Annotated in this window: 15 protein-coding genes; 14 read left to right on the forward strand and 1 reads right to left on the reverse strand. The window is 37.5% G+C overall.

Annotated features, from left to right (window positions below):
• Positions 1–66 precede the first annotated feature (66 nt).
• The 5 genes from HT703_RS08590 to ldcB all read left to right on the forward strand — a co-directional run bounded on the left by HT703_RS08590 (position 67) and on the right by ldcB (position 4,389).
• The gene (locus HT703_RS08590) at positions 67–354 is read left to right on the forward strand and encodes a rhodanese-like domain-containing protein (protein ID WP_054393059.1); all 288 of its coding nucleotides are present in this window, start codon (positions 67–69) and stop codon (positions 352–354) included.
• A 171-nt stretch (positions 355–525) separates the two neighbouring features.
• Positions 526–1,851, forward strand: a complete 1,326-nt coding sequence (gene brnQ / locus HT703_RS08595; RefSeq protein ID WP_031233635.1) for a branched-chain amino acid transport system II carrier protein — start codon at positions 526–528, stop codon at positions 1,849–1,851.
• 203 nt (positions 1,852–2,054) lie between these two features.
• The gene (locus tag HT703_RS08600; protein WP_023936569.1) at positions 2,055–3,092 is read left to right on the forward strand and encodes a M42 family metallopeptidase; all 1,038 of its coding nucleotides are present in this window, start codon (positions 2,055–2,057) and stop codon (positions 3,090–3,092) included.
• Between the two features lies 1 nt (position 3,093).
• Positions 3,094–3,567 carry an HIT family protein gene (locus HT703_RS08605; protein ID WP_023933433.1) on the forward strand — a complete coding sequence of 158 codons (474 nt, stop codon included), beginning with the start codon at positions 3,094–3,096 and terminating at the stop codon, positions 3,565–3,567.
• A 105-nt stretch (positions 3,568–3,672) separates the two neighbouring features.
• The gene (ldcB, locus tag HT703_RS08610) at positions 3,673–4,389 is read left to right on the forward strand and encodes an LD-carboxypeptidase LdcB/DacB (protein ID WP_054393058.1); all 717 of its coding nucleotides are present in this window, start codon (positions 3,673–3,675) and stop codon (positions 4,387–4,389) included.
• A 39-nt stretch (positions 4,390–4,428) separates the two neighbouring features.
• On the opposite strand, the gene HT703_RS08615 is transcribed toward ldcB, so the two are convergent.
• Positions 4,429–4,566, reverse strand: coding sequence for a hypothetical protein (locus tag HT703_RS08615; RefSeq protein WP_001822473.1), 138 nt, complete (start codon positions 4,564–4,566; stop codon positions 4,429–4,431).
• A 131-nt stretch (positions 4,567–4,697) separates the two neighbouring features.
• Between HT703_RS08615 and rplK the strand changes: the two genes are divergently transcribed.
• The 9 genes from rplK to HT703_RS08655 all read left to right on the forward strand — a co-directional run bounded on the left by rplK (position 4,698) and on the right by HT703_RS08655 (position 19,070).
• A complete protein-coding gene (gene rplK, locus HT703_RS08620; protein WP_001085812.1) occupies positions 4,698–5,123 on the forward strand; it encodes a 50S ribosomal protein L11 in 426 nt (141 codons plus the stop codon).
• Positions 5,124–5,330: 207 nt separating this feature from the next.
• Positions 5,331–6,020 carry a 50S ribosomal protein L1 gene (gene rplA, locus HT703_RS08625; RefSeq protein ID WP_001085675.1) on the forward strand — a complete coding sequence of 230 codons (690 nt, stop codon included), beginning with the start codon at positions 5,331–5,333 and terminating at the stop codon, positions 6,018–6,020.
• 366 nt (positions 6,021–6,386) lie between these two features.
• Positions 6,387–6,596 (forward strand): hypothetical protein, encoded by a 210-nt coding sequence (locus HT703_RS12190; protein WP_223200444.1) that lies wholly within the window; start codon positions 6,387–6,389, stop codon positions 6,594–6,596.
• Positions 6,597–6,966: 370 nt separating this feature from the next.
• A complete protein-coding gene (locus tag HT703_RS12195) occupies positions 6,967–7,212 on the forward strand; it encodes a hypothetical protein (RefSeq protein WP_000643408.1) in 246 nt (81 codons plus the stop codon).
• A 400-nt stretch (positions 7,213–7,612) separates the two neighbouring features.
• A complete protein-coding gene (locus tag HT703_RS08635; RefSeq protein ID WP_054392896.1) occupies positions 7,613–8,605 on the forward strand; it encodes an ATP-binding cassette domain-containing protein in 993 nt (330 codons plus the stop codon).
• 1 nt (position 8,606) lies between these two features.
• Positions 8,607–9,425: an ABC-2 family transporter protein gene (locus HT703_RS08640; protein ID WP_000594188.1), complete on the forward strand. Its 819-nt coding sequence runs from the start codon at positions 8,607–8,609 to the stop codon at positions 9,423–9,425.
• Position 9,426: 1 nt separating this feature from the next.
• Entirely contained in the window at positions 9,427–10,212 is a 786-nt protein-coding gene (locus HT703_RS08645; RefSeq protein WP_054392895.1) for an ABC transporter permease, read from the forward strand.
• A 370-nt stretch (positions 10,213–10,582) separates the two neighbouring features.
• Positions 10,583–11,929: an IS1380-like element ISSpn5 family transposase gene (locus HT703_RS08650; RefSeq protein ID WP_054392894.1), complete on the forward strand. Its 1,347-nt coding sequence runs from the start codon at positions 10,583–10,585 to the stop codon at positions 11,927–11,929.
• Between the two features lie 577 nt (positions 11,930–12,506).
• Complete coding sequence (locus HT703_RS08655) at positions 12,507–19,070, forward strand: S8 family serine peptidase (protein WP_054392893.1); 6,564 nt, start codon at positions 12,507–12,509, stop codon at positions 19,068–19,070.
• Positions 19,071–19,450 lie beyond the last annotated feature (380 nt).

The following is a 19,450-nucleotide window of genomic DNA, read 5'->3' on the forward strand; positions in this document are numbered from 1 at the left end:
AAGTCAGTAACCATACCTATGGTAAGGCGACGCTGACGTGGTTTGAAGAGTATTAGGAGAAAAAGAATGAAAGAAATAACCTTTGACGCATTTTACCAGCTTTATCAAAACGACCAACTTTCTTTAGTGGACGTGAGAGAAGTGGATGAATTTGAAGCTCTTCATTTAGAAGGCGTCTACAACCTGCCACTTAGTCAATTGCCTGATACCTATGATCAATTGGACAAGGATCAGTTACATTATGTTATTTGTAAATCTGGAATGAGATCGGCGCGTGCTTGCCAATTCCTATCAGAACAAGGTTATGAGGTTATCAATGTACAAGGTGGTATGACTGCCTTTGAAGAACTGTAAACATTATAATTTTCTCCTACTTGGTGTGGACTGGGTAGGGGAAAGTTATTTTTAGATAATTCTCATTTTTAAGAATCTTGAAAACATTCAATATTTACTTCGTGAAGCTTTTTTCATACTCCTATTCATGATATACTAGGTCAGTATTTTATAAATATGAAGGAGATTTTCATGGCTAAAAAAGGTGCCTTAACAGGTTTACTCCTGTTTGGAATATTTTTTGGTGCGGGGAACTTGATTTTTCCGCCTTCTCTAGGTGCTCTATCTGGAGAACATTTTCTTCCTGCCATCGCAGGTTTTGTCTTTTCAGGTGTCGGTATCGCCGTCTTGACTCTTATTATTGGAACGCTAAATCCTAAAGGATATATCTACGAGATTTCAACAAAGATAGCGCCTTGGTTTGCGACTCTTTACCTCTCAGTTCTTTATTTGTCAATCGGTCCATTCTTTGCTATCCCACGTACTGCTACAACAGCTTACGAAGTAGGGATTAGCCCCCTTTTGTCGGATGCAAATAAAGGTCTTGGTTTGATTGTCTTTACGATTCTGTATTTTGTGGCAGCCTATTTGATTTCGCTTAATCCATCAAAAATCTTAGACCGTATCGGCCGTATTTTAACGCCAGTCTTTGCGATTTTGATCGTTATCTTGGTTGTTCTAGGAGCTTTCAAATACGGTGGAACAAGTCCTCAAGCTGCTTCAGCTGCTTATCAAGCTTCTGCCTTTGGTACAGGTTTCCTAGAAGGTTATAATACCTTGGATGCCCTTGCTTCAGTTGCCTTTAGCGTAATCGCAGTTCAAACCTTGAAACAACTTGGATTTTCAAGTAAGAAAGAATACATTTCAACTATTTGGGTGGTTGGTATCGTTGTTGCCCTTGCCTTCAGCGCTCTTTACATCGGTTTAGGTTTCCTTGGAAATCATTTTCCAGTACCAGCTGAAGCGATGAAGGGTGGAACACCAGGTGTTTACATTTTGTCACAAGCTACTCAAGAAATCTTTGGCTCAACAGCTCAACTCTTCCTTGCAGCTATGGTTACTGTAACCTGCTTCACAACAACAGTTGGACTGATTGTGTCAACAGCTGAGTTCTTTAATGAACGCTTCCCACAAATCAGCTACAAGGTTTATGCGACAGCCTTTACCTTGATTGGATTTGTCATTGCCAATTTGGGTCTTGATGCGATTATCAAGTACTCAATCCCTGTGCTGGTTATTTTGTACCCAATCACGATTGCCATCGTTATGATTGTCATTGTCAACAAATTCGTGGCTCTTTCAAAACCAGGTATGCAGTTGACAATTGCTGTTGTTACAGCTATTGGCATTGCAAGCGTACTAGGAAGCTCCTTTAAGGTTGAATTTTTTGCAAATCTTGTTAGCGTTCTTCCTTTTGCCAAGGCCTCACTCCCATGGTTGGTGCCAGCCATCGTTGGAATCTTGCTCTCATTGGTTCTACCAAACAAGCAAGAAAGTGATGTTTTTGAAATGGAATAATCACTAATACTCTTCGAAAATCAAATTCAAACCGCGTCAACGTCGCCTTGTCGTACTCAAGTACAGCCTGCGGCTAGTTTCCTAGTTTGCTCTTTGATTTTCATTGAGTATAAAATCACTTTTGTAGTCAAGGCTACAGGAGTGATTTTCTTTTTTTATCCGATGATAAATGTGTTATAATAGGTAGCAAAAGAGGTGAAGAAATGAATCAAACAGTAGAATATATCAAAGAACTAACAGCTATTGCATCGCCAACAGGCTTCACTCGTGAGATTTCGGACTATTTAGTCAAAACTTTAGAAGGTTTTGGTTACCAGCCGGTTCGCACAGCCAAGGGCGGTGTTAATGTAACTATTAAAGGTCAAAATGATGAGGAACAACGCTATGTGACTGCCCATGTAGATACGCTGGGTGCTATTGTCCGTGCTGTCAAACCAGACGGCCGTCTCAAATTGGACCGTATTGGTGGTTTTCCTTGGAATATGATTGAAGGAGAAAACTGTACCGTTCATGTAGCTAGCACAGGTCAAAAGGTATCGGGAAGCATTCTCATCCACCAAACTTCTTGCCATGTCTACAAGGATGCAGGAACTGCAGAACGCACGCAAGACAATATGGAAGTGCGTTTGGACGCCAAAGTAACAAATGAAAAAGAAACTCGTGCCTTGGGGATTGAGGTCGGTGATTTTATCAGTTTTGACCCACGAACTGTCGTGACAGAGACAGGTTTTATCAAGTCTCGTCATTTGGACGACAAGGTCAGCGCAGCGATTTTGCTTAATCTGCTTCGCATTTATAAGGAAGAGAAGATTGAATTACCTGTAACAACTCATTTTGCCTTTTCAGTCTTTGAAGAAGTGGGACATGGGGCTAACTCTAATATTCCTGCTCAGGTAGTCGAATATCTGGCTGTTGATATGGGAGCTATGGGAGATGACCAGCAAACAGATGAGTACACAGTGTCCATCTGTGTCAAGGATGCTTCTGGACCTTATCACTATGACTTCCGTCAACATTTGGTTGCCTTGGCGAAAGAACAAGATATTCCATTTAAGCTGGATATCTATCCATTTTATGGTTCTGACGCTTCAGCGGCTATGTCTGCAGGGGCAGAGGTTAAACACGCCCTTCTCGGTGCTGGTATCGAGTCTAGCCATTCTTATGAGCGTACTCATATTGACTCGGTGGTTGCAACAGAGCGTATGGTTGATGCTTATCTGAAGAGCGCATTGGTAGACTAATATGTGCCTGATTTGCCAGAGAATTGAGCTCATCAAGAAGGGAGAAAATCCCTATTTTGTCAAAGAATTAGGAACAGGATATGTAGTCATTGGAGATCACCAGTATTTTGCAGGCTATAGTCTTTTTCTAGCCAAGGAACACGTTACCGAATTGCACCATTTGAAAAAGGAAACAAGACTACGTTTTCTCGAAGAAATGAGTCTAGTCCAAGAGGCAGTTGCCAAGGCCTTTACTGCTGAGAAAATGAATATCGAACTGCTAGGAAATGGCGATGCCCATCTCCACTGGCACCTTTTCCCTAGACGAAGAGGTGACATGAATAGTCACGGTCTCAAGGGGCGTGGTCCAGTTTGGTGGGTTCCTTTTGAAGAAATGACAGCAGAAACCTGCCAAGCAAAACCGGAAGAGATTAAAAGATTATACTCAATGAAAATCAAAGAGCAAACTAGGAAACTAGCCGCAGGCTGTACTTGAGTACGGCAAGGCGACGTTGACGTGGTTTGAATTTGATTTTCGAAGAGTATTAGTCGAATGTTTATCGTCAGAACTAGATAACCTATTAGAAATAAAGGAGTAGAAATGAAAAAAAGATACCTTGTCTTGACAGCCTTGATATCCTTGAGTCTAGCAGCTTGTTCACAAGAAAAAGCAAAAAATGAAGACGGAGAAGCTAAGACAGAACAGACAGCCAAGGCTGATGGCACAGTCGGCAGTAAGTCTCAAGGGGCTGCCCAGAAGAAAGCAGAAGTGGTCAATAAAGGTGATTACTATAGCATTCAGGGTAAATACGATGAAATCATCGTAGCCAATAAACACTATCCTTTGTCGAAAGACTATAATCCGGGGGAAAATCCAACAGCCAAGGCTGAGTTGGTCAAACTCATCAAAGCCATGCAAGAGGCAGACTTCCCAATCAGTGACCATTACAGTGGCTTTAGAAGTTATGAAACTCAGACCAAACTCTACCAAGATTATGTCAATCAAGATGGGAAAGAAGCTGCCGACCGTTATTCTGCTCGACCTGGCTATAGCGAACACCAGACAGGCTTGGCCTTTGATGTGATTGGGACTGATGGTGATTTGGTGACAGAAGAAAAAGCAGCCCAATGGCTTTTGGATCATGCAGCTGATTATGGCTTTGTTGTCCGTTATCTCAAAGGTAAGGAAAAGGAAACAGGCTATATGGCTGAAGAATGGCACCTGCGTTATGTCGGAAAAGAAGCAAAAGAAATTGCTGCAAGTGGTCTCAGTTTGGAAGAGTATTACGGCTTTGAAGGCGGAGACTACGTCGATTAATACTCTTCGAAAATCTCTTCAAACCACGTCAGCGTCGCCTTACCTACTGACTGCGTCGGTTCTATTCACAACCTCAAAACAGTGTTTTGAGCTGACTTCGTCAGTTTTATCTGCAATCTCAAAGCTGTACTTTGAGCAGCCTGCGGCTAGCTTCCTAGTTTGCTCTTTGATTTTCATTGAGTATAAAAAATAAACTTTTCTCTTGCAATTCCAGATAAATAGTGTATAATGGATGGGTATGTGAAAAACATACTTGTGGGAGGTAAAAATCTCTAATTACCGCCAAAACCACAAAGGAGGATTTAAAAATGGCTAAAAAAGTCGAAAAACTTGTAAAATTGCAAATCCCTGCTGGTAAAGCTACACCAGCTCCACCGGTTGGACCTGCTCTTGGTCAAGCTGGTATCAACATCATGGGATTCACAAAAGAGTTCAACGCTCGTACAGCTGACCAAGCTGGGATGATCATTCCAGTTGTTATCTCAGTTTACGAAGATAAATCATTTACTTTCGTTACGAAAACACCACCAGCTGCTGTTCTTTTGAAAAAAGCTGCAGGTGTTGAAAAAGGATCAAGTACACCTAATAAAACTAAAGTTGCTACAGTTACTCGTGCACAAGTACAAGAGATTGCAGAAACTAAGATGCCGGATTTGAACGCAGCAAACGTAGAGTCTGCAATGCGTATGATCGAAGGTACTGCTCGTTCTATGGGATTCACTGTTGTTGACTAATCAATAACACAGTAGAAAATCTCACAGCAGTCTATTAGTTGTTTTTCATACCAGGCAAGTGACTGATGCTTGTACTTGGGTACAGTAAGGGAACTTAAGGCCGTAGGAAAAGGAAAATAATAGACTGATAACCCGCAAGACTTCATCATTTCGAGAAGTGACGTGGGAGATGAAAATCGATTGAACCACTTACAAGGAGAATAGAAAATGGCTAAAAAAAGCAAACAACTTCGTGCTGCTCTTGAGAAAATCGACAGCACAAAAGCATACAGCGTAGAAGAAGCTGTAGCACTTGCAAAAGAAACTAACTTTGCAAAATTTGACGCAACTGTAGAAGTTGCTTACAACTTGAACATCGACGTTAAAAAAGCTGACCAACAAATCCGTGGAGCAATGGTATTGCCAAACGGTACTGGTAAAACTTCACGCGTTCTTGTTTTCGCACGTGGTGCAAAAGCTGAAGAAGCAAAAGCTGCTGGTGCAGACTTTGTTGGTGAAGATGACCTTGTTGCTAAAATCAACGACGGTTGGTTGGACTTCGACGTAGTTATCGCTACACCTGATATGATGGCTCTTGTTGGACGTCTTGGACGTGTCCTTGGACCACGTAACTTGATGCCAAACCCTAAAACTGGTACTGTAACAATGGATGTTGCTAAAGCAGTTGAAGAGTCTAAAGGTGGTAAAATCACTTACCGTGCTGACCGTGCAGGTAACGTTCAAGCAATCATCGGTAAAGTATCATTTGAAGCTGAAAAATTGGTTGAAAACTTTAAAGCTTTCAACGAAACAATCCAAAAAGCAAAACCAGCTACAGCTAAAGGAACTTACGTAACAAACTTGACTATCACAACTACTCAAGGTGTTGGTATCAAAGTTGACGTAAACTCACTTTAATCAGTAGTTAAAGTAATGTAAAAAAGTTGAAGACGCTATGTCTCAACTTTTTTTGATTTCAAAATCTAGTGGAATGAATCTGGAATAGTCCATCGAGCTTTCTAATACTCTTCGAAAATCTCTTCAAACCACGTCAACGTCGCCTTGCCGTGCGTATGGTTACTGACTTCGTNNTTTCCTAGTTTGCTCTTTGGTTTTCATTGAGTATAACACATTGTTAGAAGTTGGTTTAAATTTCCTAATCAGTTTGTTCACATTTACCTTCGATATATTATATCCCATAGTTAAGGTTGGTCATACAGATGATTATAGTCATGGAGCCGTAAAACTTAGTGTTTCTTTAGTTGACAAAGATGCCATGAAAAAATATCTGTAACTGTAATAGGATATTTTGAAATAAATATAGATGAAAATATCACCGATATTCTATACGTAAATGGTACTGCTATTCTTTGTCCTTATTTACGTTCTATTGTTTCAATAGTTTCGGCAATTGATAGCAGTGAAGCAATGTTGCTACCTACCATTAATGTTTTAGAGTTACTAGATAAATCTCAACCTTTTGAAGAAGAATAATTTATTAGCTCACTAAATTGAGGGTAAGGAAAAGTAAAAGCAGTAAGAAAAATGTCTTGCATTATACAGCAACCTTTTGGGAATGAGTAGATGGATTGAATAAAATTTGATTAAGAGTGGATGATTTATCTGTAGATTATTATTGGACAGTTAGTCTTGAAGTAGTCTAAGAATTAGGTTATAATCAGTAGAAGCCTTGCTAATAATGAGGAGGTTAGTTTATGTATAGTAGACTGAATCTAANNTAGAAATTAATTTTACTTTTCCAATCAATTTGTTCTCATCTTATTTCAATCCGCTATATATTATGGTATCGAATCTTCATCAGAATGATAAAATTAATCAATTAATATCTGATTACAAACAGAATATGAAAGCTTTTTATATCACTATTGAAAAATTTATACGAGATGATGAAAGTCTTAAGTGTTATTTTACAAAGGTTATTTCAAGTCGTTCCAAGGTAACAAGTCTAAATCAGATTGAAGCTGATAAAACGATACAAAGAAAATATTCAAGTGAGCTAAAAAAATTTATTGGATTTTATAATGAGATTATTTGTGAGGAAAATAGTTTCCTACATGTACGAAAGAGGTGGTCGAGTTGGTTTAGGTAGTCGGTGCGTGAGTTGATAATTCTCAGGGTATGGACTTCTTTTTCATGAATGAGGTAAAAGAGCAGGTATTGTTTAGAGACAATCATTTTGAGCATATTTTCTGGATAGAGGGAGTATCCGATTTTATGATCAAAGTTAATACCGCCCTCTGGTGAGAAGATGAGTAGGTTGGTAATTTAAACTATTAAACAGAATTTTTGATTAAAAGTATTATTTCATGAGAGAAATCCTAATTTCACAATCCATAGGCAAACGCTTGCATTCTGTTTTTTATTGGACTATAATAGGTTGGTATAAAGCCTTCTGTAGTAATAAAATGTAGAAGGTGTAGAAAGTAAGGATTTAGAATATTTGTAGTTAAAAACACAATGTTGCTATTCCTTATGATAGGGAGATAGATATGGAAATGATAGAAGTGGAACATCTTCAGAAAAATTTTGTGAAGACTGTTAAGGAACCGGGCTTGAAGGGGGCTTTGCGCTCCTTTATTCATCCTGAAAAGCAGACCTTTGAAGCGGTCAAGGATTTGACCTTTGAGGTTCCAAAAGGGCAGATTTTAGGATTTATCGGGGCAAATGGTGCTGGGAAGTCGACAACCATTAAAATGCTGACAGGAATTTTGAAACCAACATCTGGTTTTTGTCGGATTAACGGCAAGATTCCCCAGGACAATCGGCAAGATTATGTCAAAGATATTGGCGTAGTCTTTGGACAACGCACCCAGCTATGGTGGGATTTGGCTCTGCAAGAGACCTACACTGTCTTAAAAGAGATTTATGATGTGCCAGACTCGCTCTTTCATAAGCGTATGGACTTTTTGAATGAAGTCTTGGATTTGAAGGACTTTATCAAGGATCCCGTGCGGACTCTTTCACTGGGACAACGGATGCGGGCGGATATTGCGGCCTCCTTGCTCCACAATCCCAAGGTTCTTTTTTTAGATGAGCCGACCATTGGTTTGGACGTTTCGGTTAAGGATAATATTCGTCGGGCAATTACTCAGATCAATCAAGAGGAAGAAACTACCATTCTTTTGACCACTCACGATTTGAGTGATATTGAGCAACTTTGTGATCGGATTTTCATGATTGACAAGGGGAAAGAGATTTTTGATGGAACGGTGAGCCAACTCAAGGAGACCTTTGGTAAGATGAAGACTCTCTCTTTTGAACTGCTACCAGGTCAAAGTCATCTCGTCTCTCACTATGAAGGTCTGTCTGATATGACCATTGATAGACAAGGAAACAGCCTCAACATTGAATTTGATAGTTCTCGCTACCAGTCAGCTGACATTATCAAGCAAACCCTGTCTGATTTTGAAATCCGCGATTTGAAGATGGTGGATACGGATATTGAGGATATTATCCGTCGCTTCTACCGAAAGGAGCTCTAGGATGATCAAATTGTGGAGACGTTATAAACCCTTTATCAATGCAGGGGTTCAGGAGTTGATTACTTACCGAGTCAACTTTATTCTCTATCGGATTGGCGATGTCATGGGGGCTTTTGTGGCCTTTTATCTCTGGAAGGCTGTCTTTGATTCTTCGCAAGAGTCTTTGATTCAGGGCTTTAGTATGGCGGATATCACCCTCTACATCATCATGAGTTTTGTGACCAATCTTCTGACTAGATCCGATTCGTCCTTTATGATTGGGGAGGAGGTCAAGGATGGCTCCATTATCATGCGTTTGTTGCGACCAGTGCATTTTGCGGCCTCCTATCTTTTCACCGAGCTTGGTTCCAAGTGGTTGATTTTTATCAGCGTTGGCCTTCCATTTTTAAGTGTTATTGTCTTGATGAAAATCATATCGGGTCAAGGTATTGTAGAGGTGCTAGGATTAACTGTCATTTATCTTTTTAGCTTAACGCTCGCCTATCTGATTAACTTTTTCTTTAATATTTGCTTTGGATTTTCAGCCTTTGTGTTTAAAAATCTTTGGGGTTCCAACCTACTTAAGACTTCCATAGTGGCTTTTATGTCGGGGAGTTTGATTCCCTTGGCATTCTTTCCAAAGGTTGTTTCAGATATTCTCTCCTTTTTGCCTTTTTCATCCTTGATTTATACTCCAGTTATGATCATTGTTGGAAAATACGATGCCAGTCAGATTCTTCAGGCACTCCTTTTGCAGTTCTTCTGGCTCTTAGTGATGGTGGGATTGTCTCAGTTGATTTGGAAACGGGTCCAGTCCTTTATCACCATTCAAGGAGGTTAGTATGAAAAAATATCAACGAATGCATCTGATTTTTATCAGACAATACATCAAACAAATCATGGAATATAAGGTGGATTTTGTGGTTGGTGTTTTGGGAGTCTTTCTGGCTCAAGGCTTGAATCTCTTGTTTCTCAATGTCATCTTTCAACATATTCCATTCCTAGAAGGCTGGACCTTTCAAGAGATAGCTTTCATTTATGGATTTTCCTTGATTCCCAAGGGAATGGACCATCTCTTTTTTGACAATCTCTGGGCACTAGGGCAACGCCTAGTCCGAAAAGGGGATTTTGACAAGTATCTGACTCGTCCCATCAATCCTCTCTTTCACATCCTAGTTGAAACCTTTCAGATTGATGCCTTGGGTGAACTCTTAGTCGGTGGTATTTTATTGGGAACAACAGTGACCAGCATTGTTTGGACTCTTCCAAAATTCCTGCTTTTCCTAGTTTGTATTCCTTTTGCGACCTTGATTTATACTTCTCTTAAAATCGCAACAGCCAGTATCGCCTTTTGGACTAAGCAGTCAGGCGCCATGATTTACATCTTCTATATGTTCAATGACTTTGCTAAGTATCCGATTTCTATTTACAATTCTCTTCTTCGTTGGTTGATTAGCTTTATCGTGCCTTTCGCCTTTACAGCCTACTATCCTGCTAGCTATTTCTTGCAGGACAAGGATGTACTCTTTAACATCGGAGGTTTGATTTTGATTTCCCTTGTCTTTTTTGGTATTTCCTTGAAACTATGGGACAGGGGCTTGGATTCTTATGAAAGTGCTGGATCCTAAGATGAAGAAACTCAAAGCCTTGTCTTAGGACAGGCTTTTTCTAATAGAGATGAAAATTCCTTGACATCTATTCTCAGAGTGCTATACTGTAAGTGTAATCGCCGATTTATCTCAGTTGGTAGAGCAAGGCACTCGTAAAGCCTAGGTCACAGGTGAACATATGACTGAAGATTTGAAAAAATAGATATGTATAAATAACCGTTAACCCCAATTATTCACCCCTAATCTAAAAACCCTCCAGAATCCTTGCCTTAGCTTAGATCCTGGATGGTTTCTTTTTTCACCCAATGGGTGTTTTTTACTAGACAAAAAAGAGTTTCACCTTTATGGTATAAGTGTAGAAAAAAACACAAAAAGAAAGGAAACTTACATGAACAGTTTACCAAATCATCACTTCCAAAACAAGTCTTTTTACCAACTATCTTTCGATGGAGGTCATTTAACCCAGTATGGTGGTCTTATCTTTTTTCAGGAACTTTTTACCCAGTTGAAACTAAAAGAGCGGATTTCTAAGTATTTAGTAACGAATGACCAACGCCGCTACTGTCGTTATTCGGATTCAGATATCCTTGTCCAGTTCCTCTTTCAACTGTTAACAGGCTATGGAACGGACTATGCTTGTAAAGAATTGTCAGCTGATGCCTACTTTCCAAAATTGTTGGAAGGAGGGCAGCTTGCTTCACAGCCAACCTTATCCCGTTTTCTTTCCAGAACTGACGAGGAAACAGTCCATAGTTTGCGATGCCTCAACCTTGAATTGGTCGAATTCTTTTTACAGTTTCACCAGCTAAACCAACTCATTGTAGATATCGATTCTACCCATTTCACAACTTATGGCAAGCAAGAAGGTGTTGCTTATAACGCCCACTATCGTGCTCATGGCTATCATCCTCTTTATGCTTTCGAGGGGAAGACAGGTTATTGTTTCAATGCCCAGCTTCGTCCTGGTAATCGTTATTGTTCTGAAGAGGCAGACAGTTTTATCACACCTGTTTTAGAACGGTTTAATCAACTTCTCTTTCGAATGGATAGTAGCTTTGCGACCCCAAAATTATACGATTTAATTGAAAAAACAGGGCAATACTACCTCATAAAACTCAAGAAAAATACTGTTCTGAGCCGTCTTGGAGACCTTTCCCTCCCTTGCCCACAGGATGAGGACTTAACCATCTTGCCCCACTCCGCCTACTCAGAAACTCTCTATCAAGCAGGATCTTGGTCGCACAAGCGTCGTGTCTGCCAGTTCTCTGAACGAAAAGAAGGGAACTTGTTCTACGATGTTATTTCTCTCGTTACAAATATGACGAGTGGAACAAGCCAAGACCAGTTTCAGCTTTATCGTGGACGTGGTCAAGCCGAGAATTTCATCAAGGAGATGAAGGAGGGATTTTTTGGTGATAAAACGGATAGTTCAGCCTTAATCAAAAACGAAGTTCGTATGATGATGAGCTGTATCGCCTACAATCTCTATCTTTTTCTCAAACATCTAGCTGGAGGTGACTTCCAAACTTTAACAATCAAACGCTTCCGCCATCTTTTTCTTCACGTGGTAGGAAAATGTGTTCGAACAGGACGCAAGCAGCTCCTCAAATTGTCTAGTCTCTATGCCTATTCCGAATTGTTTTCAGCACTTTATTCTAGGATTAGAAAAGTCAACCTGAATCTTCCTGTTCCTTATGAACCACCTAGAAGAAAAGCGTCGTTAATGATACATTAAAGAACAGTCGAGATGAAAAAATCGTGTGACGCACCAAGGGAGGAGTATGCCCTTTTGAGGAAATCTAGCGAGGAAAAATGATACTGGAACAGCAGAAAGTAAAACTGGCCTCATGAGGAGGAAGAAAGTGGCTCATGAGGTCAGGGGTTTTGTAAGTTACATCTAGTTGAGAGAGGTATGAATGATTTGGGGTTAAGTCTTATTCTTAGCGGTTATTTATATTGTTTAATAGCGCTGATATTTCATCAATGATGTTTGACTTTGTGATTTTGGTAGTGGTTCAATTTGATTGCTACTATTTTTGATGGTGTGAATGTTCTGACAATGTACCCCAGCTAACTACGAAAGTTTTTGACTCTATATTTTTAATGTGTATTAAAAAATAAATTAACACATATTAATTTTTCTTGACTTAAATTTAAAAAATGATATACTATTTTTATGGAGAGCTAACAATTATATATAAATGTACTACTCTATTTCCTAGATAATACTTAGTAAAACTTTTTATAACAAAGGCTAGCAAAGTTAAAGTTTTCTATCTATTGGAAGTTAAATAAATATGTAAGGAATTAAAATGAAAAAAAGTACAGTATTGTCATTAACCACAGCTGCAGTTATTTTAGCAGCCTATGCCCCTAATGAGGTAGTCTTAGCGGATACATCTAGCTCTGAAGATGCTTTAAATATCTCTGATAAAGAAAAAGTAGTAGTAGATAAGGAAACAGAAAATAAAGAGAAACATGAAGAGATTCATCATGCTATAGAAGCTTCAAAGGATACTGAAGAAAAGAAAACAACAATTATTGAGGAAAAAGAAGTTGTTAGTAAAAATCCTGTGATAGACACTAAAACTAGCAATGAAGAAGCAACAATCAAAGAAGATTCCGATCAATCCCAAGGAGATAATGCAGACTCGTCTGCAAATAAAGGCACAGAAAGTCCCAAAAAAGAGGATAGACTTGTCTATATTGCTGAATTTAAAGATGAAGAGTCTAGAGAAAAAGCAATCAAGGGACTATCCAGTCTTAAGAATACAAAAGTTTTATATACTTATGATAGAATTTTTAACGGTAGTGCCATAGAAACAACTCCAGATAACTTGGACAAAATTAAACAAATAGAAGGTATCTCATCGGTTGAAAGGGCACAAAAAGTCCAACCCATGATGAATCATGCCAGAAAGGAAATTGGAGTTGAGGAAGCTATTGATTACCTAAAGGCCATTAATGCTCAATTTGGAAGAAATTTTGATGGCAGAGGTATGGTCATTTCAAATATCGATACGGGGACAGATTATAGGCATAAGGCTATGAGAATCGATGATGATGCCAAAGCCTCAATGAGATTTAAAAAAGAAGACTTAAAAGGCACTGATAAAAATTATTGGTTGAGTGATAAAATTCCTCATGCTTTTAATTATTATAATGGTGGTAAAATTACCGTAGAAAGAGCTGATGATGGAAGTGATTATTTTGATCCCCATGGGATGCATATTGCAGGGATTCTTGCTGGAAATGATACTGAAAAAGACATCAAGAACTTTAATGGCATAGATGGAATTGCACCTAATGCACAGATCTTCTCTTATAAAATGTACTCTGACGCAGGATCTGGGTTCGCAGGGGATGAAACAATGTTTCATGCTATTGAAGATTCCATCAAACACAACGTTGATGTTGTTTCGGTATCATCTGGTTTTACAGGAACAGGTCTTGTAGGTGAGAAATATTGGCAAGCTATTAGAGCATTAAGAAAAGCAGGCATTCCAATGGTTGTCGCTACGGGTAACTATGCGACTTCTGCTTCAAGTTCTTCTTGGGATTTAGTGGCAAATAATCATCTGAAAATGACCGACACTGGAAATGTAACGCGAACAGCAGCACATGAAGATGCGATAGCGGTTGCATCTGCTAAAAATCAAACAGTTGAGTTTGATAAAGTTAACATAGGTGGAGAAAGTTTTAAATACAGAAATATAGGGGCCTTTTTCGATAAGAATAAAATCACAACAAATGAAGATGGTTCAAAAGCTCCTAGTAAATTGAAATTTGTATATATAGGCAAGGGCCAAGACCAAGATTTGATAGGTTTGGATCTTAAGGGCAAAATTGCAGTAATGGATAGAATTTATACAAAGGATTTAAAAAATGCTTTTAAAAAAGCTACGGATAAGGGCGCACGCGCCATTATGGTTGTAAATACTGTCAATTACTACAATAGAGATAATTGGACAGAGCTTCCAGCTATGGGATATGAAGCGGATGAAGGTACTAAAAGTCAAGTGTTTTCAATTTCAGGAGATGATGGTGTAAAGCTATGGAACATGATTAATCCTGATAAAAAGACTGAAGTCAAAAGAAATAATAAAGAAGATTTTAAAGATAAATTGGAGCAATACTATCCAATTGATATGGAAAGTTTTAATTCCAACAAACCGAATGTAGGTGACGAAAAAGAGATTGACTTTAAGTTTGCACCTGACACAGACAAAGAACTCTATAAAGAAGATATCATCGTTCCAGCAGGATCCACATCTTGGGGGCCAAGAGTAGATTTACTTTTAAAACCCGATGTTTCAGCACCTGGTAAAAATATTAAATCCACGCTTAATGTCATTAATGGTAAATCAACTTATGGCTATATGTCAGGAACTAGTATGGCAACTCCAATCGTAGCAGCTTCTACTGTTTTGATTAGACCGAAGTTAAAGGAAATGCTTGAAAGACCTGTATTGAAAAATCTTGAGGGAGATGACAAAATAGACCTTACAAGTCTTACAAAAATTGCTTTACAAAATACTGCGCGACCTATGATGGACGCAACGTCTTGGAAAGAAAAAAGCCAATACTTTGCATCACCTAGACAACAGGGAGCAGGGCTAATTAATGTTGCCAATGCTTTGAGAAATGAAGTTGTAGCGACTTTCAAAAACAAGGATTCTAAAGGTTTGGTAAACTCTTATGGTTCTATTTCTCTTAAAGAAATAAAAGGAGAAGAAAAATATTTTACAGTTAAGCTTCACAATACATCAGACAGACCTTTAACCTTTAAAGTTTCAGCATCAGCGATAACTACAGATTCTCTAACTGACAGATTAAAACTGGATGAAACATATAAAGATGAAAAATCTCCAGATGGGAAGCAAATTGTTCCAGAAATCCATCCAGAAAAAATCAAAGGAGCAAATATCACATTTGAGCATGATACTTTCACTATAGGCGCAAATTCTAGCTTTGATTTGAATGCGGTTATAAATGTTGGAGAGGCTAAAGACAAAAATAAATTTGTAGAATCATTTATTCATTTTGAGTCAGTGGAAGAAATGGAAGCTCTAAACTCTAACGGGAAGAAAATAAACTTCCAACCTTCTTTGTCGATGCCTCTAATGGGATTTGCTGGGAATTGGAACCACGAACCAATCCTTGATAAATGGGCCTGGGAAGAGGGTTCAAAATCAAAAACAATGGAAGGTTATGATGATGATGGTAAACCGAAAATTCCTGGAACCTTGAACAAGGGTATTGGTGGAGAACATGGTATAGATAAATTTAATCCAGCAGCTATTATTCAAAACAGAAAAGATAAAAATATTACATCACTAGACCAAGACCCAGACTTATTTGCCTTTAACAACCAAGGTATTCATGCAGAATCCACTAGTGGATCTAATGTTGCTAGGGTATATCCACTTGACTCAAAGGGAGAACCACAAAGTGTTTCACTAGAAAGAGGATTAACACCTTCTCCACTTGTATTAAGAAGTGCAGAAGAAGGATTGATTTCAATAGTAAATACAAATAAAGAGGGAGAAAATCAAAGAGACTTAAAAGTCATTTCGAGAGAACACTTTATTAGAGGAATTTTAAATTCTAAAAGCAATGATGCAAAGGGAATCAAATCATCTAAACTAAAAGTTTGGGGTGATTTGAAGTGGGATGGACTCATCTATAACCCTAGAGGTAGAGAAGAAAATGAACCAGAAAGTAAGGATAACCAAGATCCAGCTACTAGGATAAGAGGACAATTTGAATCAATAGCTGAGGGTCAATACTTCTACAAATTCAAATATAGATTAACCAAGGATTATCCATGGCAAGTTTCTTATATACCAGTAAAAATTGATAATACAGCTCCAAAAATTATTTCAATTGATTTTTCTAATCCAGATAAAATTAAATTGATCGCAAAAGATACCTACCACAAGGTAAAGGATGAGTACAAACACGAAACCTTGTTTGCTAGAGACCAAAAAGAACATCCTGAGAAATTTGAAGAAGTAGCCAACGAAGTATGGTACGCAGGTGCAGCTCTTGTCGATAAGTATGGAGATGTTGAGAAAAGTCTTGATGTAACTTACGCCGGAGAGGGTGAGGGAAGAAATAGGAAACTTGATAAAGATGGAAATACTATCTACGAAATTAGCGGAGCAGGAGATTTAAGAGGAAAAATCATCGAAGTAATCGCCCTAGATGGTGCAAGCAACTTCACCAAAATCCATAGAATTAAATTTGATGACCAAGCTGATGAAAAAGGAATGATTTCTTATTACCTAGTAGATCCTGACAAAGATGCTTCTAAATATGAAAAACTAGGTGAAATTTCTGAAGAAAAACTCAAAAATGCAAAGAGCCCAGAGGAAAATACCAATAATAATCAAGCTAAGGATGAAGATTCAAAACCAGCTGAAGAAAGTTCAGTTGAGGGAGAAGCTAGCCTTGAAATAAATAAAACTATTTCAACAATTAGAGACTTTGAAAATAAAGACCTAAAGAAACTCATTAAAAAGAAATATAGGGAAGAAGAGGACTTTGTAAATGGTGGTACAAGAACAGTAGAACTTGATTATCAATATGACGATGAAGGAAATATAACTGCCTATGAAGATAAGAGTGCTCTAGAATATGAAATTGAGAAACTTGATGATGTTAAATCAAAACTTGGTGGAGTATTAAGCCCATCAAAGGATGGACATTTTGAAATTCTTGGAAAAGTAAGTAATGTATCCAAAAATGCTAAGGCTTACTATGGCAATGACTTCAAATTAATAGAAATTAAGGCAAGTAAATACGACCCACAAACTAAAACTCTAACCTTTGACTTATTTGCAAACACAAATGATGTAGTCGATGGTCTATCCTTTACGGGTGATATGAATATCCTTGTAAAAGATAAGGGTGAAACAAAAGCTAAAACTAAAATTAGAATGCCTGAAAAAAATAAGGAAACTAAAACAGAATATCCCTATGCATCAAGTTATGGGAATGTAATCGAATTAGGAGAAGGAGATCTTTCAAAGAACAAACCAAACAATTTAACTGAAATGGAATCTGGTAAAATCTATTCTGATTCAGAAAAACAACAATACCTGTTAAAGGATAACATCATTCTAAGAAAAGGCTATGCACTAAAAGTGACTACCTATAATCCTGGAAAAACGGATATGTTAGCAGGGAATGGAGTTTATAGCAAGGAAGATATAGCAAAAATACAAAAGACCAATCCTAATTTAAGAGTCCTTTCAGAAACAACAATTTATGCTGATAGTAGAAATGTTAAAGATGGAAGAAGCACTCAATCAGTATTAATGTCGGCTTTGGACGGCTTTAACATTGTAAGATATCAAGTGTTTACCTTTAACATGAATGATAAAGGGGAAGCAATCGATAAAGATGGAAATCTTGTGACAGATTCCTCTAAACTTGTATTATTTGGTAAAGATAATAAAGAGTATCATGGGGAGGAATATTCTAATGTAGAAGCTATAAAAGAAGATGGCTCCATGTTATTTATTGATACCAAACCAGTAAACCTTTCAATGGATAAGAACTACTTTAATCCATCTAAATCTAATAAAATTTATGTACGAAATCCAGAATTTTATTTAAGAGGTAAGATTTCTGATAAGGGTGGTTTTAACTGGGAATTGAGGGTTAATGAATCGGTTGTAGATAATTATTTAATCTACGGAGATTTACACATTGATAACACTAGAGATTTTAACGTTAAGCTTAATGTTAAAGACGGTGACATCATGGACTGGGGGATGAAAGATTATAAAGCAAACGGATTTCCAGATAAGGTAACAGATATGGATGGAAATGTTTATCTTCAAACTGGCTATAGCGATTTGAATGCGAAAGCAGTTGGAGTCCACTATCAATTTTTATATGATAATGTTAAACCCGAAGTAAACATTGATCCTAAGGGAAATACTAGTATCGAATATGCTGATGGAAAATCTGTAGTCTTTAACATCAATGATAAAAGAAATAATGGATTCGATGGTGAGATTCAAGAACAACATATTTATGTAAATGGAAAAGAATATACATCATTTGATGATATTAAACAACTAACAGATAAGACACTAAATATTAAGATTCTTGTAAAAGATTTCGCAAGAAATACAACCGTAAAAGAATTTATTTTAAATAAAGATACGGGAGAAATGAGCGAATTAAAACCTCATAGGGTGACTGTGACCATTCAAAATGGAAAAGAAATGAGTTCTCAGATAGTGCCGGAAGAAGATTTTATTTTACCTGTCTATAAGGGTGAATTAGAAAAAGGCTATCAATTTGATGGTTGGGAAATTGCTGGTTTCGAAGGTAAAAAAGACGCTGGCTATGTTATTAATCTATCAAAAGATACCCTTATAAAACCTGTATTCAAGAAAATAGAGGAGAAAAAGGAGGAGGAAAATAAACCTACTTTTGATGTATCCAAAAAGAAAGATAAGGTGCAAGCAAATCATAATCAATTAGATGAAAGTCACAGAAAAGAGGATTTACAAAGAGAAGATCATTCACACAAATTTGATTCAACTAAAGATGTCAAAACTACAGTTCCTGTACAAGTAAATTATAGTCAATTAGATGAAAGTCAAAGATCTGATTCAACTAAGGATGTTACAGCTCCAGTTCCTGATAAAAATGATAAAAACTTTGAAAATGAGAAGGAAGTTTATCTTAATGAACCAGAGAACATAGCTAATAAAGATACCAATATTGATAGTAAATCAACTACTAACAATGATAGGTTGCCAAAAACCGGAACAGTTAGCGAAGTCTTCACGTCATTGGTTGCCGGAATAATGTTTACCGTAGGTGCATTTCTTGGATTAAAGAAAAAAGATTAAGATTAAGACAAAAGCTATAGATGAAAAAATGGTTTATGTACTGAGATGGTGTGATGATGAAACAGTTTTGTGAAAATAGCTATTTATAACTCAATTATTTAGTTTACTTTACTATTGATACTCTTTTTGGATTTATTAATAGACTTAGTTTAGAAAACTAATGAATTGATTGAAAGGGTTAGTATTGACAAATATTGATTAGCAAATAGAGTCTTTCAAAATTTAAAGGCTAATAGAGGTGATGAGACAATTTCAAGGAATTAAGTAGCGTTTGGTTGCTTAATTCCTTTTCATTTGGGAGGTAGTTTTTCACCTGCTTCCTTATTTTATCGCCATTATTTAACCACTTAGACTGATATAGAGTAACCGCCCAATAACGA

It is taken from the genome of Streptococcus sp. 3874 (assembly GCF_013276425.1).
Classification (GTDB): Bacteria; Bacillota; Bacilli; order Lactobacillales; family Streptococcaceae; genus Streptococcus; species Streptococcus pseudopneumoniae.

Coding starts and splice junctions, on each gene's coding strand:
- HT703_RS08590 (WP_054393059.1), top strand. CDS start 67: ATGAAAGAAATAACCTTTGACGCATTTTACCAGCTTTATCAAAACGAC.
- brnQ (WP_031233635.1), top strand. CDS start 526: ATGGCTAAAAAAGGTGCCTTAACAGGTTTACTCCTGTTTGGAATATTT.
- HT703_RS08600 (WP_023936569.1), top strand. CDS start 2,055: ATGAATCAAACAGTAGAATATATCAAAGAACTAACAGCTATTGCATCG.
- HT703_RS08605 (WP_023933433.1), top strand. CDS start 3,094: ATGTGCCTGATTTGCCAGAGAATTGAGCTCATCAAGAAGGGAGAAAAT.
- ldcB (WP_054393058.1), top strand. CDS start 3,673: ATGAAAAAAAGATACCTTGTCTTGACAGCCTTGATATCCTTGAGTCTA.
- HT703_RS08615 (WP_001822473.1), bottom strand. CDS start 4,566: ATGAAAATCAAAGAGCAAACTAGGAAGCTAGCCGCAGGCTGCTCAAAG.
- rplK (WP_001085812.1), top strand. CDS start 4,698: ATGGCTAAAAAAGTCGAAAAACTTGTAAAATTGCAAATCCCTGCTGGT.
- rplA (WP_001085675.1), top strand. CDS start 5,331: ATGGCTAAAAAAAGCAAACAACTTCGTGCTGCTCTTGAGAAAATCGAC.
- HT703_RS12195 (WP_000643408.1), top strand. CDS start 6,967: ATGAAAGCTTTTTATATCACTATTGAAAAATTTATACGAGATGATGAA.
- HT703_RS08635 (WP_054392896.1), top strand. CDS start 7,613: ATGGAAATGATAGAAGTGGAACATCTTCAGAAAAATTTTGTGAAGACT.
- HT703_RS08640 (WP_000594188.1), top strand. CDS start 8,607: ATGATCAAATTGTGGAGACGTTATAAACCCTTTATCAATGCAGGGGTT.
- HT703_RS08645 (WP_054392895.1), top strand. CDS start 9,427: ATGAAAAAATATCAACGAATGCATCTGATTTTTATCAGACAATACATC.
- HT703_RS08650 (WP_054392894.1), top strand. CDS start 10,583: ATGAACAGTTTACCAAATCATCACTTCCAAAACAAGTCTTTTTACCAA.
- HT703_RS08655 (WP_054392893.1), top strand. CDS start 12,507: ATGAAAAAAAGTACAGTATTGTCATTAACCACAGCTGCAGTTATTTTA.